This is a genomic window from Paenibacillus agaridevorans (assembly GCF_003112455.1).
Lineage (GTDB): Bacteria > Bacillota > Bacilli > Paenibacillales > Paenibacillaceae > Pristimantibacillus > Pristimantibacillus agaridevorans.
In genome coordinates, this window is record NZ_BDQX01000073.1 from 13,091 (window position 1) to 30,010 (window position 16,920).

Below are 16,920 nucleotides of genomic sequence, written 5' to 3' on the forward strand. Positions count from 1 at the left end.
GTTCAGGGAGGGAAAGCTTGTGGGAACGCATCCTGACTGGTGGACATCCAGGCCGGAGCATATTGATGCGGCGGCAAGCTCCGTTCGGACGGGGCGCAGCAGCGTCCTTGTCCGCTCGGCCGGCCATAGAGAAGTGACGCTTTTTGAATACGGCCCGAAGGCAGAGCTCCGGCGGCAAGCCAATTACGGCTCCGCCGCCGGAGCGGGCGATCTGTCCTGCTATGCCGACAAGACGAGCTCGGCTCCTGTCGTTTTGCTCGTCGGAGGGATTCACGGCGGTGAAATGGACGCAATCGTTGCGCTCCTCCATTTCATTCATGTTCTGGAAACGGGGGTCGACGGCAGAGGGAAACGGCATGATTATATATTCGAGCATGCCCGGCGGCTTCGCCTTCTTCTCATTCCGTGCATGAATCCGGACGGCAGGGCGCGTGTTCCGTTCGACAGCTTCTCCGGCAAAACAATGGAAACGATGCGCTATTATATGCAAGGCACTTGGAAGGACGGCACTCTGTGCGGGTACCCGGATTGCAAGAAGGCGCATCCGATTCGCGAGCATGTCGATTACCTCGGCGCCTACTTTAATGATGACGGCGTCAATATGATGCATGATCAGTTTTTTGAACCGTTCGCGAACGAAACGAAAGCTCTCCTGCGTCTTGCGGCTGATGAAGCACCGGACATGACCGTCCTTCTTCATTCCGGAGGCAACGGGAAAAACGGCATGCTGCCGACCCATTATATTCCGCATATCGTCAAACGGAAATTGCATCGTCTCGACGTACGTCTGGATAAGCGTTCAAGTGAACGGGGCCTGCCGTATATCAGTCGTCTTACGCCGGCCGAAGACGGAATGGAGTCGCCGCCCCCGTCCTTTAATTTGGCATCGGCCGTCCATCATGTATGCGGAGGGGCGAGCGTGGTTTACGAAACAAGCATGGGATTGGACGCGGGCGGTGTCATATTAAGCGCGGACGAAATTTTGGATGCGCATTTTGTCCTGTTTGAAGAATTGATTCGCGATCTCCTTGCAGGCGATAACGGTATTCCGATAGCAGGAGCTGCCGAAGGGCAAGACATCACATAACGAGGTGCTCACATGAAGACGGTTATGAAGGAAGAAATTCAATCTCGAGATAAATTTGCGTCAACGACGCTCGGGCGGGACGAACTGGAACAAGCGATATCATTTGTTCTGAAGCAGATCGATCGCAAGCTCGAGGACTTTACGCACGCTTTTCCCGGACCAACGACGACCTCTCTACAATACGAGGCGGGTGACAATGTCCACTGGACGACGGGATTCTGGACCGGGCAGCTGTGGCTCGCTTACGAGGTGACGGGAGAAGAGAAATACCGTGCGGCGGCCGAGATTCATACGGATAGCTTTGATCGCCGTATTCGCGAGCGAATCGATATCGAGACGCACGATCTTGGCTTTCTGTATACCCTATCTTGCGTATCGGCTTACAAATTGACAGGAAGCTTAAAAGCGAAAGAAGCCGCGTTGGAAGCGGCGGATCGGTTGATGGATCGTTACTTGCCGCAAGCGGGAATCATCCAGGCATGGGGCAACCTGAGCGATCCCAATCAACGCGGGCGTTTTATTATCGATTGTCTCAATAACTTGCCACTATTGTATTGGGCAAGCGAAGTAAGCGGCGAACGCCGCTATGCAGAAGCGGCCGAGCGCCATCTGGAGCAGACGGCCTCCCATATTGTTCGCGAAGATTCATCCACCTATCATACTTACTACATGAACCCGGAAACAGGCGAGCCGCTCTTCGGCAAAACATCCGGCGGTTACGCTAACGATTCCTGCTGGGCGCGCGGTCAAGCATGGGGGATATGCGGATTTCCGCTGAACTATGCTTACGTACGAGATGAACAATATCTGAAGCTTGGCAAAAAACTGATTCATTATTTCTGGAACAGGCTTCCGGGCGATTTGATTCCGTATTGGGACTTGTCCCTCTCTGGGCAAGAAGTGCCGAAGGACAGTTCAGCGGCAGCCATAGCCGCATGCGGAATGCTGCAGCTCGCAGACGCTCTGCCGGAGACGGATGCGGATAAAGGAATATACGAGAAGATGGCTGTTGCCATCGTCCGTTCCCTTATCAGCAGCTATTCCGCCGCTTCGGAGCCGGAATGCGACGGACTTCTGCTGCATGCCGTATATAGCGTTCCGCAAGGCATGGGCGTGGATGAATGCAATCTGTGGGGAGATTACTATTACTTCGAGGCGCTGGTTCGTTTGTCCAAGAACTGGAAGATGTATTGGTAAATCATTTGCAGTGAGGTAAATCATGAAACCGGCCCTCCAGGCCTGAACGCTTTTTTCCAGGTGTTCAGCCTAGGGGCCTTTTTTATACAGTAAATCCAGGTTCATAACCTCAGAAGAACGACACTTGGCAAGAATCTAGGAAAAAAGTCTTTAGCTCTCTATTATGTTTCCTGGATTCCCGCCAACTCATAACGAGGATGGCGGGTCGACCCCTAGACTGATGTAGATTTCTTTCGTCATTGCGATCTTGAATCCCGGGACCGGCGCGTCTGCCGTGGACTTCGCGAACGCGGGCAGAACGTCCGATGGAGGGTTTCAAATCAGTACGGTCGTAAAATAACGGAAGAAGCGTTCGCGGCGCTCGACGAAGAGCGCCGTTAAGCGCCGCACGGGCCAGTCCTTCATGCAGGTTTTCTCCTGCAAGGGCTGGCCTGTAATCGTTGACCGCCAGTTCGTTGGGCGCAGGATATGGAACTGTAAAAGGCGGGGCGGCGGGATTGGCTTTTATCTATTTCGCTTTAGTAGGCGGAATTTTTAATCATAAAATCTGTATGGATGTCAAATTCCGCTGGCCCCTTCCTGTCTGTCTTTCGCAAAATAAACTCGAATGTGGGTTCATAATATGAATCTTGCAACGTTTCTCCGCCCAATATCTCTATGCTGTACCAGCCGTTTTCAATTTCAATCATTGGTCTGTTGTATTGTCGGTAATGATTAAGTAAAGCGTTGACTCTTTCGTTAGTGAATTGTTCTAATATTCGCCAAGTAAACAGCATAAGTATGTTGTTTTCAACTTTTAGCGAATAGCCGTCACGTCTGAATTGTAAATGGCTATCTGTTTTTAATAATTCCGGTGTATCACCAGAAAGGTTAAATATGATGGTATAGGGATAGTTTTCAATCCCTACCATTGGAAGTATAATACCATCAAGCACAACATTATCGCCGTTCTCGTTTGATGTAAACTCCATTGCTAAGTTATCTGAAAGATTGTTGGACTGACGACGAAAAATTAAGTTTACTGATATAAAGTTTTTGAAATCCCCTCGAACAATGCAAAATGCCAAAAAAGTAAGCACTTAACGCTCTGATCTGGGAGATATATCATGGTTGGAAGGACGGTTTTTGAGTGAAAAAAAAGGTAATAGTGAAGAGAATCAACAAGATTCTTCTGTCTGCAATAGGAGGAATTGTGCTTATTTCAGGTGTTTTGGCGGGTTATGTTTATTTTTTTATACTTGAAAAGCCTGCCGAACCGAATAAATGGGATGCTGCGGAGCGCTATGTCTGGAATAAAATCAAGTTTGACCAGGATGCACAAGTCATTTCAGCAGATGGTTCAGAATATTATTTGCTTGCCAATAAGGGAGCGGCCGCTGAAGATAAATTAATCATCTTTTTTTCTGGTGGCGGTGTGGCCTGGGATGCTGAAACTGCCGCGCAGCCGATCAGTCTGAGTCATGTAATGAAGAACGGTGAGATCAAATATTACTTTCCGAACATTCCATTCTTTAAAGTAAGTACACTTGGCGGCCTGTTGGAAAATAATAATCCTGACAATCCGTTTAAGGATTGGAATATTGTATATATCCCTTATTCGACTGGTGATCTGCATATCGGAAATGAATCCAAGGAATATACGGACGCCAAAGGTAAGCCGTTTACAATGCGTTATAACGGTCAAACCAATACGCGAGCAGCATTGGAATGGATTACAAACCATTTCGCTGAGCCGGAAAAGATCCTCATTGCGGGAGAAAGCGCCGGAGGATTCGGAGCTGCATTCTGGGCTCCTGAGATTGCAAAACGCTACCCGAATGCCCGCATTTATCAATATTCAGACGGCTCCTACTTAAATGCCGACCGCTGGCCGGATATTATCGATAACGAATGGAAGGCTAACTTTGCAGAAACCTTCGGTTATGAAGTCCATGGCGATTTGATTTCGTCCGTATTCGAGGCGAACCGCAAGCTGCTCCCGGACAACGCGGTACTTTTGCAGTCCAATACGCTTTATGATGAGCTGTTGTTCGACTTTGAAAAGGATCTGAATGATGACGATTCGGATGATGGCGAATATATCGATCTCTGGTCGGCTCGCATGCTGCAGTCTGCTGGAGAGCTATCTGATACAGTGCCAGGCTACTATTATTACATCACTGATTATGGTCTTAACGAGAAGACGGGGAGGACACCGCATACACTATCCCCATTAAATCATTTCTACAAAGCCGAACAGGATGGGGTCAAGCTGATGAAGTGGCTGGACGATGCCGTGATTAAGGATGAGTATTACTCCGTGGGGCGGCATTTTGTAAAGTAAGGGGGCAGCGATCTAAAATTATGATTGTTAACGACAGGTGTTCAATTGAGGGTGTCTCAAGTCCTAAGCGACGATGAGGCACCCTCTTTTTTTTGAGCGAGAATGGACTAATTTTCCATAACTCAGGAAAAAAGTCGGTAGAATCGATATAACCAATCTTTATAATGGAGTTAAGCCCAATAATACATAGGGCTAATAGATGGGGTATGAGCTTGTAACAACCCCTACCTTAAATGCAGGAGGCCATCACATGGGAAGATCATTCGCAAATTTGCATATCAAGTCGAGTAACCTTGAGAAGACTGTCGAAGCACTTAAAGAGCTAAGCGAAGGGCATGGCAAAGTGTTGGGCAGAAAAGAAGCTCAAGAGACCAAAGAGGTCATGCTTGTAAGCCAAAGCGACGAGAACTGGATCAGCGTGCTGCATGAATATTTTGTTTGGGGTACGGTGAAGAAGGTTGGCAAAGCATTGTCCGGGCTTATCGAAGGCCCGGTGATGACCACCGCTTATATGAATGAGGAATTATTCGAGGTGTCGTTTTACGAGAATGGGGACATTCAAGCCGAAAAAATCTTTTGCGAGCAATGGACGAGAGATGAATATGAGCAACTTCAAGAAGAGCGTATAAACGATGACTACTTGCGGACGGCGTGGGGTATCGGCAATGAGGATTTTGACGATCTCATTAACACGACGAGTCCGGAACAAGCCGTAGATAAGCTGTCGGCAATCGTGAAAACGTCGCTATGGAGTGATTGGGAGTGGGTACCGCACGAAGAAACGCTCAAAGAACGTTTCGTGAAATATGAATTTTAAGAACAGCGGATTTTACAAGCTTAGATTCTTCATAAGTCCGGAAGAGTTTAAAAGCGTTTTGAAGCTGTTTGACGATAAGCAGGCTCAATTTCAGCTAACCAATTCCGTCCGGACGGAGCATGATCGGAGCCAGGTGTATGCGGCGTACCAGACCTTTTATCGGCACTTTGCGACAGCGGAAAAAGGGACTGGTTATTACCCGCACTTTGTTTATTCCATTGCTGTAACGGCCGATAAGGAAAGCTCCGGATTTTTTGCGCGAAATGAGGGCGTCCCGTTTCCCTATTACGGACAATGGGCGGAGGATGAGCTGCCTTGCATTCTGCTTTCGTTTCCTAAGGGCTTTCAAGTGGATGTGGAGGATGAACAAGGGAAGTATTACATCTATGAGGATATCCGGGACCATAGGCCGCTCACCTATACGTTATTCGATGAAATAACGGGCTTTATTAAAAAAAGGACAAAGCCGCTTCGCTTCTCGGCGCATGATGCGGATGCGATGAAGGAGCAAAAGCCCTCCGTGCGTATAAGCCCTGATGCGATGCAGGATTTGAAGGGGTCGTGGATGTTCGGCAAATACGGACTTGTCATCCATGGCCGATAGGAGGGAGCACTCATGCGTAAGATATGGAAAAAAAAGATCCTGATTAACGATCCTGTTGCGCTGGACCGCGTCCAGATCGAGCAGGACTTGCGCGACGGCAACCAAGTCTTTGTCCAGTTTTCCCACCCGGACTTTTATGGGTCTATCTTGGAGGAAGTGGACGAGCTTTGCGCCCGTTACGATGAGAATTTCGGAGTGCGTTTCTACGCCCACTATTCCCTGTCCTTTGATTGTCATACGCTCTTGCGGGTTCCCCATGTCAAAATGCTGAATATCAATAGTCTCGCCAATGCGCATAACACGGAAGCATTGGCCAAGCTGGAGCACTTGCGCAACTTGCACGTGGGGATATACGAGTTGGAAAATTCGGATATTTTGGACATCGAAACGCTGCGATCTCTAACAGAGCTAACGATTATGTCGGATAAAAAAACGCTCAATCTACAACATTTTAAAGCTTATACGCAATTGGAGCACTTGCATGTCGGAGGCAAAGTAAAAAATCTCGATGCGGTAGGCGAGCTGGAGGACTTAAACTATCTCGCGCTGCATTCCATCGGCAAACTGCCGGTTCATTTTGTTAACCGGTTGAGGAAGCTGAAGCATCTTCGCATCTTGTTAGGGGGACGGGAGCATATCCGGGAAATCGAGGAAAATGACATCGACGATCTGGAGATATGCAGAGTCCGCGGTTTCAATGACTTGTCCAACATTGCGAACTTCCGATCCATCACGAGACTTGTCGTCGAGGACCAGATTCAACTGAATGAAATTGCCTTTGACCGGGAGATGAAAGCGTTGGAGGAGCTGTCCATTTCCAATTGCAAAGGTTTATCCCATGTGACGGGACTGAAGCAATTGCCTTCTCTGCGCAAGCTTCGCATCTCCAAAACGGCAGTCGATTTCGACGGCTTTATCCATCAGCCCCTGCCAAGTTCTTTATCTACAGTCGAATTCGCGACGGCCAAAAGCAAAGTAGACGAGGAAATACAACAATCTTTATTGAAATTGGGATTTCAGTTGACTTGAACTTATGTATGCAGGAAGGGAAATGGAGGAGGGCCGAAATCATGTTTGCATTAAAGTTTATCTGTACTTGGGTATTACTCGTTGCATCATGTTCGGCGGTATGGTGGAGCTTCAAAACAGAAAAGCTTATAACCGTCTCTTGGCTGGCATTTCTTTTGCCCGCCGTCTTCCAGCTTGCTGCAGCTTTCCGTATCGGCCCCGGCAAAGCGAAGTCGCTGATCGTGTTCGGCTGCATAAATCTTGCCTTAACTGCCCTTGTGGGTGCGGCTGTCTGGTATCTCGTCCAATTGGCTAATGCCTATAAAAGAGGCAAATGATCGAACCAATATCAAACAAGTATTGAGGGAGAGGATCGAACCCATGTATGAGAATTTGGCAGAAAAACTGAAAACGACATCCGCGTTAAAATGGTTTCCCGGTCATGGCGCGGAAGAGAGCTGGATAGTGGAAGTCGAAGAGGAATTAGGATTCCGCCTGCCGCCATCTTATCGCTGGTGGTTGGCTCATTACGGTAATGCCCGGTTGAATGGCGGGGAGATTTTAACGATCGCTCCTCCGGAATACCGGGATGAATACGACGGCGACCTTCTATATATACACAGACTGAATAAAGCCGAGGAATGGTTGGTAAGTCGGTTTCCCCACAGATTGGACGTGTTCGTTCCGGATAGCGACGAGCTTTATTATTTTGATACATCGACTAGAGATGCACAGGGTGAATTTCCGATCATGTGTTATGATCTCATGAATGATTTGATCGACACGTATGCTTCAACGTTTGCGGAGTTTCTAGAACGGCTGATTGACGAACGCTCATAAATAAGAATGAATGAGGAGTAGATAGAAGAGAGGATGACAGAAATGCGAAATGATAACCAGGCTCGGCCCTCCGCTGGTTCTGTTAGGGAAGATGGTCGTTATTCTATCGACCTGACAGCTCCCCGCAGCCACACTCTCGTTAGGCGGACCGGTGTAGGCAGTCTATCCATCGGACCGTCGCAATTGGGGAAAAAGGCGGAGCTTCACGTCGAACAAGGCGCGCGCATCGATTGGACCGTATTCGATGCTTTTGCCACTCCGGCGGGCTCGCCCTGGCCACGATTTCTGTACTATGCAGGCAGTGACGCAGGATTTTTTGATTGGGCGCAGAAACGTCCCATTGAGGAGATGACATGGGTTCCGATCCTATCTGCCGATACGGCGGTGGACGCCAGCCAGTCCATTTTGCATAGCTTGCATATCGAGCTGGAGCAGTCCGAAGGTCGCCTGAGCCTGAAGCTTCCGAAAAATCCCTTCCGCCTGAACGTGTCCGGAGATCTGTCACGCTTATTGGCCACTGGCGATATGCCGTTTTCCTTGACGCTAGCGCCGCAAACCGGCCGCCGCAGGAATGATCCTCCTTTCATGCTGCCCGACCTAGGTGAATTGCACCAAGTGGAGAGCCTGACCCTGCAAAACACGCCTCTGGGACAGCCCATCTCGCTGGAATGCCTTGACCGTTTCCCGAACCTTAACTCACTGAGTTTATGGGGGAACTTTTGCGACATGCACTTGTTGGCCCGACATGCCGGGTTAACGAATCTGGAGCTGCGCTTTATGCCTGATTTGGAGGACTTGCCCTCCTTGGATACGTGGCCGTTACTTGACAGATTTATCGCCTACAATGTGGAAGAGACCGCGGGCAAGCGCCTAAAACAGCAACTGAAAACACGCGCCAATACTCGTCCTTGGACCGGCTATACTTCAATAAGCAAATTACGAAAGCCTGAGTGGTGGACGACCGAATATGGCCGCCCGTTCTCATCCTGGCCCAAACGTCTGGCCAAGCTGGCTAACGAAGCTTATGACGATGCAAAGGCAGCTTTGGCACAAGCCCGCAGCTTTGCCGAGGCCGAGGCGGCCATTACCGCCTTCACCGTTCGCTTTAACACCCTCAAAGGCATCGAAACCACCGAGAGAGAGGACCTTGGCGAAGCCGTATGGCAACTAAGCCAGTCCGATCATCAGATTGGGCAGCCTCTAACAGCGGAGATGGCCCAACGCTGGTTCGATGCGGCTCGCGATTACTGATTAAGGAGTGTTGACCGGTGATTACCGTTTATGAGGAACAGCGGAATGGAGCTGTGGCGGATACGATTGAGCATTCCCATGCATCGCTTGAAACGTGCCTGGAAATCATCCGGCGGATGGATGGCTTTACACGAAGTTTGGTCACGATTAGGTACGAGGAGAACATGATTATGATCGGCGGCGGAAGTGACGAGTTTATCGTTACTGTGGAGACTGAATCTGCGATTCATAACCTTCTCGGTCCGTTGGAGGATGAAGACGAGTTTGTTGAAATTACGGTAGGCGGCCAAGCCTGCGAATTTCCGCAGAAATACATGGTTAGCTTTGCGTTTATCGAGTCTGCGCTCCTTCACTTATTTGGGGAAAAGACTGCCGAACAAAACTGGGAAATTATAAATAAGTAAGGCACGTTAAGCTAAACCGTATCGCAAATAGTGGCAAAGCGAAAGATAGCAGTAAGTGTCTTTTTAATGATATAATGTAGTCATAATAATGTCATTCGGGAAGGGGTTGTTAATAATGAATATCAAGCCCTCAACAACAATTCGACATGATTACAACGGATTTTCGAAATATTGCCATGAAATAGATGAGCCAGTGATTTTGACACGTAATGGAGAAGCGGATTTAGTTGTAATGAGTCATGAGGCATATCGGCGAATGGAGGCTCGCATCAAGTTGCAGTCCAAGCTTTTAGTAGCGGAAAAGCAGATTGCCGAAGGTTCAGAATTACTTGATCATGATCAGGTAATGGAAAGAATGCGGAGGAAGATCGATGCCGCAATCTGATATTTTACAGGATTATGGATGAAACAATAGTCATCCACCTTATTTTGCATGGGCGTAGAGATTACTTGCGTGAGCTGTTTGGCTCATTTGAATAATGATTTAAGCAGCCGCTCGATTGCGAGTAGCTGCTTTTTTATGCAATTATACGAAAGTATAAGTTTTCTCCATACTTGACCTATAATTCTCAGCAATGTTACGCGTATGATGATCTCTAGAATGTAGCCGCAAGTTCGCGTGCACGCTTTAAACCTTCCGCTTTTATTGCTTTAGCCCTGTCGCGATATTGGTCATGCCCCTCAATAAATAATGCATGCAAATCGGTTATGCCGATAAAACGCAAAATTGATTTCAGATGACGATGGCTCATTTCTTCCTCGACGTCCGGGCCCTCCGAATAGACCCAACCGCTCGCTTGGATATGCAGCACTTTCTTATTTTGAAGTAATCCGATTGGACCGTTTTTCGTGTATGAGAACGTTTTGCCCGCCACCGTTATGGCGTCGATATAGGCTTTCATGACTGGCGGATATGAGAAATTCCATATCGGGTTTACAAAAATGTATTTGTCCGCTTGAATAAATTGACTGATCAACTTGTCCAAGCGGACGATTTTACTTCGTTCGATCTCCGGCAACTGCTCTAGTTCCACCCCCTCTTTCAACCTGCTCCTCCCGTTTATAATATCCGCATCCAGCGACGGGACGTCGGCTTTATATAAATCCAAGCGAATGATCTCACACCCGGGATTGACTGTGCGATATTCATCGATAAACGCTTCTCCAGCCGATATGGAGTACGATTCTGACCCGTTTTGCGGATGTGCGGTAATGTAAAGAACAGTTGTCATTCTATGCTCAATCCTTCCAAATAGATTCGGTTTCGAACTCAGTATATGCCTTGGGGAGGGAATGAAAAAGATGAGCATTTATAGTAATATTATCTAAAGTAGTAGTCGGCAAACTAATATAATTTCTATCAGTTATGGGAGGCGGTTAGAATGAACGACGAACAACGCCGTAAAGAGTTGGCGAAATTTCTCAAAACCCACCGTCTCCGGATATCTCCGCAAGATGTGGGATTGAACTACGTTGGTCCAAAGCGTCGGACGTCCGGATTGCGCAGGGAGGAAGTTGCCGTCCTGTCCGGCATTTCCTTGCCGTGGTACACGGCGCTTGAACAAGGCCGCGATATCCGGGTATCCGAACAGATCCTCGAAAGTTTAGTACGAACTTTCAAACTCGATAGGGACGAACGACTTTATCTGTATACATTAGCGAATCAGCGCCCCCCTCTTCTCCCAGTTCTTAATCCCGGTAGTGCGGCCCCTCCGTCTTTTCAAATTATCGTAGATCAATTTACGGAATTTCCCGCTTTTTTCTCAGATCAAAGGTGGAACATAATCGCCTGGAACCGGGCGGCCCCCCTCGTCATCGGTAGTTTCAGTAGCGGAGAGAAGTACTGCAATAATATGATTTGGCGGATGTTTACAATGACGGAGATTCGTCTTATGTTCGTCCATTGGGAGCGTGTGGCTAAAAATCTGTTGGCGCAATTCCGCACCTATTACGCCCGAAATATGGAAGACCCGTGGTACGGCGAATTTATTGGCGCGCTGTCAGAACAAAGTGCGGAATTTCGGGAATGGTGGACCGATCACGACGTAGGTTGCGCGCTTACAGGATCGATTGAGATCGTGCATCCTAAGGTGGGAAGACTGCAATTGGAAGCACATGAGTTCTACCGTTGTGAAGATCAGGGGACGGCTCTAACCGTCTACATCCCAACACAAAAAAACAGATGGTAAAATCACTTAGGAGTGCGAACATGATTTCATTCTGTACATATCCTCGGCATTCGGAAAGCGACGAACCTTCGGCCACCTTCTAAATGAGCAATCGCTATGAGATAATTCTCCTCAGTGGCTAAACAAAGGGGTTGAATAACATGATCGAAAAGTACGGAAATGACAAAGAGCGTTTTCTAAGAGACATAATGAATATGATGGTGCCAATAGAGGGCGGATTCGTTGAACTACGCGATCATATAAATACGAATAAATGGCTTAGTTCGGATTACACGTTAGCAGACCCTGGAAACGGACGGGAAAGAAAGGTTGTCACATGGACGGAAACGATCGAACCTTTCTTTGTCATGAAGTATCCGGTAACACAACATATGTATCATTTTGTATTGCACGGAGTAGAAGTAGAACCGAACGTGCGCAACCTCCCCGTTACGGAAGTTTCGTGGATAGACTCGCTTGTTTTTTGCAACGAATTGTCCAGAAGGTTTGGCAGGAATGAATGCTACACAATCGCCGGAGAAAGCGAGAACACAATATATAACAACAAGGCGAACGGTTTTCGACTGCTATCAGACGCTGAATGGCAATATGCATGTAAAGCGGGGACCACAGGGTATCGGTATGCATCAATTGATCAGATCGCATGGTATCAAGAAAACGCCAATGGATCAGCTCAACAAGTCGGAAAGCGGCTTCCCAACCCCTGGGGCCTTTACGATATGATCGGGAATGTTTGGGAATGGTGCTGGGATCTATATGATCCTAATCGATATGGGAACTATAGGGTCTTCCGAGGAGGCAGTTGGGCTGAGGTTGAGAACAATTGCGGGTCAACGGTTAGAAGGAAAAGCATGCCTGAGTTCAAGATAGATGACCTTGGCTTTCGAATAGCGCTTTTGGACGACGCGCGTTAATGAATGAGCTTGCTTTCCCGTGCCTTTCGTACGAAACGGGCGGAAATACGATTGATGGAATCCTTCAAAGCAAGCCCGACGAACAGCGCGGTTGCGGCAAAAGCGGCCATTGCCAGCAAATCCCGGCGGACGATGTCCCACAAGATCCCGCCGACTGCTTCCCTCATCATGCTTATCCCATAGGTAAACGGTAGGAACGGATGTATCGCCTGAAAAAAGGCGGGAGTCACCTCGATCGGGAATGTCCCGCCGGAACCGGCCAATTGCAGGACTAACAGTACGATCGACATGGCCTTGCCGACATTCCCGAAGACCGAGACGAGCGTATATACGATCAACATGAACACGGCGCTCAACAGCAAACCGAACACGATAAACCATAGCTTATCCAAGACGTATGTTCGGAGCAGCCACATATCCCCAAGCGTGACCAGCAAAGACTGTAATAGAGCTATCGTAAGAAAGCTCAGAAAGCGGCCGAAGTAAACCTGATAGCTGCGATAAGGTACATCGGGATGATGGATTTCGACCGTGAGCAGAGAGACGAGCAATAGCGCTCCAACCCATAAGGAAAGCGTAGTGAAGAAGGGCGACATAGCCGAGCCGTAATTAGGAATCGGAAACAGCGTCTTTTCCTCTAAGACGATAGGGTTGGCAAAAAAGTCGCTCAACAGAGAGTTGTTGTTTTTTAGAAGATCAATAAGCTCGTCCAAGCTCCCCATCTTTTCAAGCTCCCGGATCCGGTCCGCCAGCTTTCCTACCTTGCTCTCGGCTTCGGGCAGCTCTTGCTTCAGATCGGCAAACTTCTGTTCGCCGACGTCCAGAAGCTTGGCTGCATCGGCAACCATCCGCTCGACATCGGGAAGCGCTTCGTTCGCATCCGCCAGCAGGGTTCGAGTCTTGGCAACGTTTTGTTTCGCATGATCGATGGCCTGGCTTATTCTCGGCGTTGTTTCTTCATCATAACGGTCAAGGATGTTTCCGAGAGCGTCGGAAGACTCTCCCGCTATCCTGTTCAATTCGTCGATAAGTTTATCGGCAGGCTGCGCGCCTTGGTCTATGGCCTTCGCGATCCCATCGACTAATTTTCGTTGCTGATTGAAGCGATCCTCGATCTCCCGCAATTTATCCGTTACCGGCAAGGGCAGGCTTCCTTTACTGAATGGGGTGAGCCGTTCGAACAAGGATATTAGCTTGCCTACTCTATCGGAAGCGGCGGTCAGGCGTTGAGAAAGATCGGTTAAAGTTTGATTCGCCTGCTCCAGGTCCGAATGGTCGTTCCGAAGGATATCCGTCAGCGATGCCGCGGCATTCGCCGTTTGTTGCAGCAAGGCAAGCTGCAGCTTGATAGCGGGCGCCGCTTCATCCATAACAGCCGAGCTGTGGTCAAGGAATTCGCCCAAGCGTTGGGCAAAGTCTGTTCCTTCTTTCGCGAGCTCCGTCACAATTGGCAGATTGCTTTGCAGCTTGCGTATCCGTTCATTGGCAATGGATGCATCCCGCGCGATGATGTCTAAGGTTTGATTCAGCTCCGGAATGATCGATTCCAGGTTAAAGACGGCATCGCGAATCTTGACGATGTCCGGCAGGTTGCTCTCGAGCCCGATCCCGAGTTCGTTGAATATCCGGAATATGATATCGGAAGCGGTCTTGGTGAACTGATGATTGACTTCATTAATAACGCCTTTTGCACCTTGGGCGGTTATTTTCGGTGCAATCGCGTTGATCTTCTCGTTGACGGTGTAGACAAGTACGGCTTTCTCAGGGATGTCCGACAGCACGGTGGAAATACGAGCGGAAAAGTTCTCCGGTATGGTAATGCTGGCGTAGTACCTTCCATGTTCCACCCCTTGAAGGGCTTGCCTCTCGTCCGTGAATACCCAGCCGATTGCGTGGTTTCTTTGCAGCGAAGCGATGATTTCTTCCCCGATGTTAATCGGCGTTCCGCGCAGCGTCGCGCTCTTGTCCTTGTTGACGACGGCTACTTTAAGTTCACCCGTGCGTCCGTATGGATCCCATGATGCCTCAATGTTAAACCAGGCATAAAGAGAAGGCAGGACGGCAAGTCCCAAGACGATGACAAGAGCGGCCCAATTCCGGACAATGCCGCGAATATCGTTGACATATATGAAACCGATCTTGTTCAATCCCATATTCCTCAAAGCTGTATGAATCCGCGCCATACGTATCCCTCCAAGCTTCCAGATCATGATTCCAATAAAGTAGCATGCCCAATGGCACCCAATTTATCAATATCTATCCGCTTGAAGGTGAAGGCGACCGAAGATTGGGCGAATCCCGCTCAATCGCGCGACCAGTCCCGCCGCAGCGAGAACAGCTCCCGAAGCGCATCCGTCGAAAGCTCGGTAATCCAGCCCTCCGAGCTGGAGATGACGTTGTCGCTTAGCTGCTGCTTGTTCTCCAGCATCTCGTCGATGCGCTCCTCGAGGGTGCCGAGCGAGATGAATTTATGCACCTGCACGTCGCGAGTCTGGCCCATCCGGTAGGCGCGGTCGGTCGCTTGGTTCTCCACGGCCGGGTTCCACCAGCGGTCGAAGTGGAAGACGTGGTTCGCCGCGGTCAAGTTAAGCCCGACGCCGCCCGCCTTGAGGGACAGGATGAATACGTTCGGCTGCTCGGACGGCGGAAGGTCGCGGGACTGGAAGCTTTCGACCATCCGGTCGCGCTGCACCTTCGGCGTACTGCCGTTCAGGTACAGCACGGGCTCGCCCAGCTCGCGCTGCAGGACATCCTGGATCATCTTGCCCATGCCGATGTACTGCGTAAAGATAAGACAGCGCTCGTCCGACTCGCGCAGCTCCTTGACCATCGCCAGCAGCCTCTCGAGCTTGGAGGAGCGGGCGACGATCGCCTCCGTCTGTAGAGGGCCGTCCTCCGGCTCCGCTCCCGTATCCTCATCCAGCAGAGCCGGATGGTCGCATGCCTGCTTAAGCCGCGTCAGCGCTCCGAGAATCGCGCCTTTGCGCTGAATGCCGTCGAGCTTTTTCAGCTTATCGAGCAGCTCCTTGACGCAATTGTCGTACAGGGCAGCTTGCTCGGACGTCAGCGGAACATACGTCTTCATCTCGTTTTTGTCCGGCAGGTCGAGCTGGATGGAGGGATCCTTTTTCTTGCGTCGCAGCATAAAAGGTTTTACGAGCTTCTTCAGCTCCGCCGTGCGACGCCCGTCCTGTTCGCGCTCGATCGGGCCCGCGAACCGGTCCTGGAACGCCTTGGCGGTCCCGAGGTAGGTGGGCACGATAAAATCGTAGATCGACCATAGCTCCGCCAGCCGGTTCTCGATCGGCGTCCCGGTGAGCGCAATGCGATGGAGCGCGGGAAAGCTCTTGACCGCCATGGCTTGCCTGGTCCCAGCGTTTTTGATATTCTGGGCCTCATCCAAACAGACGGCGCCCCATTGGAACCCGGACAGCGTCTCCTGGTCGAGCGAGGCGGTAGCAAAGGAGGTCAGCACGACGTCAACGCTGCGGGCCTCTTGCCGAAACTCGTCGCCGCTCTTTCGCCCGGAGCCGTAATGCATCGCTACCCGCAGGGACGGGGCGAAGCGGGAAATTTCCTTCTGCCAGTTGCCGAGCACCGACGTGGGACAGACGATCAGCGAGGGGAGCCGCATTTCCTCGTCCGCCTGCTCCTTGGCGTGGAGCAGATAGGTGATCAACTGAACCGTCTTGCCGAGGCCCATGTCGTCCGCGAGACAGGCCCCGAGCCCGAAGCGGCGGAGAAAAGCCAGCCAGGCGAACCCATCCTGCTGGTAGCTGCGAAGCTCGGCACGAAGACCGGCCGGCGGATCGAGTCGAGGCCATTCGCTCTGCTGGTTGATCTTGGCCATCAGCCCGGTCAAATGTGCGTTGAGCTCAACCTCGAGCTGAACGCGGGACGAATCGGCCGCGAATGTCTCCGCGTCAGCGTCCGACGCCCCGCCATCCGCGTCGCCGTCTGCCTCGCCCTGCGAGAGCAGATGCAATTGCAGCACATCCTGGAAGCTCAGCCCCTGGCTCTTGTCCATGCCTTCCATCATGCGGCGGATTTGGGCGATCAACGCCGGGTCGAGCACGATCCAGCGGTCCCGGAACTTCACGAGACGCTCCCCTCGCGCGAGCAGCTCGTCGAACTCCTGCTCGTTCAGGTCGGCGTCGCCGATGGAGATGCGCCAGTCGAAGTTCAGAATCGCTTCCAGTCCGAATAGCGACTTGCCGCGGCCGCGCTTCTTGGATTCGTCCTCCGACTGCACCGCCGCGCGCAGCCGCGGCTTCTTGCGGCTGGCC

The 16,920-nt window shown here is 50.4% G+C and carries 17 protein-coding genes; 13 read left to right on the forward strand and 4 right to left on the reverse strand.

The genetic code is table 11. The features are described from left to right. The first annotated feature begins 19 nt into the window (after positions 1–19). Together PAT3040_RS07815 and PAT3040_RS07820 are read left to right on the forward strand one after the other, a co-directional pair. Positions 20–1,087 (forward strand): M14 family zinc carboxypeptidase, encoded by a 1,068-nt coding sequence (locus PAT3040_RS07815; RefSeq protein ID WP_181376493.1) that lies wholly within the window; start codon positions 20–22, stop codon positions 1,085–1,087. A gap of 12 nt (positions 1,088–1,099) precedes the next feature. Next, positions 1,100–2,284, forward strand: a complete 1,185-nt coding sequence (locus PAT3040_RS07820; protein WP_108992162.1) for a glycoside hydrolase family 88 protein — start codon at positions 1,100–1,102, stop codon at positions 2,282–2,284. A gap of 518 nt (positions 2,285–2,802) precedes the next feature. Here the strand turns inward: PAT3040_RS07820 and PAT3040_RS07825 are convergent. Beyond that, a complete protein-coding gene (locus PAT3040_RS07825) occupies positions 2,803–3,351 on the reverse strand; it encodes a hypothetical protein (protein ID WP_219930253.1) in 549 nt (182 codons plus the stop codon). Between the two features lie 62 nt (positions 3,352–3,413). Here PAT3040_RS07825 and PAT3040_RS07830 point away from each other — a divergent pair, with 62 nt between their 5' ends. The 9 genes from PAT3040_RS07830 (at position 3,414) to PAT3040_RS07870 (ending at position 9,916) form a co-directional block, all read left to right on the forward strand. Next, positions 3,414–4,607 (forward strand): pectin acetylesterase-family hydrolase, encoded by a 1,194-nt coding sequence (locus tag PAT3040_RS07830; protein ID WP_108992164.1) that lies wholly within the window; start codon positions 3,414–3,416, stop codon positions 4,605–4,607. Between the two features lie 250 nt (positions 4,608–4,857). After that, complete coding sequence (locus PAT3040_RS07835; protein WP_108992165.1) at positions 4,858–5,424, forward strand: hypothetical protein; 567 nt, start codon at positions 4,858–4,860, stop codon at positions 5,422–5,424. Positions 5,425–5,482: 58 nt separating this feature from the next. After that, positions 5,483–6,028 (forward strand): hypothetical protein, encoded by a 546-nt coding sequence (locus tag PAT3040_RS07840; protein ID WP_258234893.1) that lies wholly within the window; start codon positions 5,483–5,485, stop codon positions 6,026–6,028. Positions 6,029–6,040: 12 nt separating this feature from the next. Beyond that, the gene (locus PAT3040_RS07845) at positions 6,041–7,057 is read left to right on the forward strand and encodes a leucine-rich repeat domain-containing protein (RefSeq protein ID WP_108992167.1); all 1,017 of its coding nucleotides are present in this window, start codon (positions 6,041–6,043) and stop codon (positions 7,055–7,057) included. Between the two features lie 41 nt (positions 7,058–7,098). Continuing rightward, positions 7,099–7,374, forward strand: coding sequence for a hypothetical protein (locus PAT3040_RS07850; protein ID WP_108992168.1), 276 nt, complete (start codon positions 7,099–7,101; stop codon positions 7,372–7,374). Positions 7,375–7,417: 43 nt separating this feature from the next. Beyond that, positions 7,418–7,876 (forward strand): SMI1/KNR4 family protein, encoded by a 459-nt coding sequence (locus PAT3040_RS07855; RefSeq protein WP_108992169.1) that lies wholly within the window; start codon positions 7,418–7,420, stop codon positions 7,874–7,876. Between the two features lie 42 nt (positions 7,877–7,918). Then, the gene (locus PAT3040_RS07860) at positions 7,919–9,127 is read left to right on the forward strand and encodes a hypothetical protein (RefSeq protein ID WP_108992170.1); all 1,209 of its coding nucleotides are present in this window, start codon (positions 7,919–7,921) and stop codon (positions 9,125–9,127) included. Positions 9,128–9,144: 17 nt separating this feature from the next. Continuing rightward, positions 9,145–9,531, forward strand: coding sequence for a hypothetical protein (locus tag PAT3040_RS07865; protein WP_108992171.1), 387 nt, complete (start codon positions 9,145–9,147; stop codon positions 9,529–9,531). Between the two features lie 115 nt (positions 9,532–9,646). Next, positions 9,647–9,916 (forward strand): type II toxin-antitoxin system Phd/YefM family antitoxin, encoded by a 270-nt coding sequence (locus PAT3040_RS07870; RefSeq protein ID WP_108992172.1) that lies wholly within the window; start codon positions 9,647–9,649, stop codon positions 9,914–9,916. A gap of 211 nt (positions 9,917–10,127) precedes the next feature. On the opposite strand, the gene PAT3040_RS07880 is transcribed toward PAT3040_RS07870, so the two are convergent. Next, entirely contained in the window at positions 10,128–10,763 is a 636-nt protein-coding gene (locus PAT3040_RS07880) for an FMN-dependent NADH-azoreductase (RefSeq protein ID WP_108992173.1), read from the reverse strand. A gap of 150 nt (positions 10,764–10,913) precedes the next feature. Between PAT3040_RS07880 and PAT3040_RS07885 the strand changes: the two genes are divergently transcribed. Together PAT3040_RS07885 and PAT3040_RS07890 are read left to right on the forward strand one after the other, a co-directional pair. Continuing rightward, positions 10,914–11,720, forward strand: a complete 807-nt coding sequence (locus tag PAT3040_RS07885; RefSeq protein ID WP_108992174.1) for a helix-turn-helix transcriptional regulator — start codon at positions 10,914–10,916, stop codon at positions 11,718–11,720. A gap of 140 nt (positions 11,721–11,860) precedes the next feature. Next, positions 11,861–12,634, forward strand: a complete 774-nt coding sequence (locus tag PAT3040_RS07890; protein WP_108992175.1) for a formylglycine-generating enzyme family protein — start codon at positions 11,861–11,863, stop codon at positions 12,632–12,634. Here PAT3040_RS07890 and PAT3040_RS07895 read toward each other — a convergent pair. Then, positions 12,631–14,817, reverse strand: coding sequence for a YhgE/Pip domain-containing protein (locus tag PAT3040_RS07895; protein WP_258234894.1), 2,187 nt, complete (start codon positions 14,815–14,817; stop codon positions 12,631–12,633). The two genes, PAT3040_RS07890 and PAT3040_RS07895, sit on opposite strands and share 4 nt — an antisense overlap. A 119-nt stretch (positions 14,818–14,936) precedes the next feature. Further along, positions 14,937–16,920, reverse strand: a 1,984-nt coding sequence (locus PAT3040_RS07900) for a DEAD/DEAH box helicase (RefSeq protein WP_108992176.1), incomplete at its 5' end; no start/stop codon positions are given.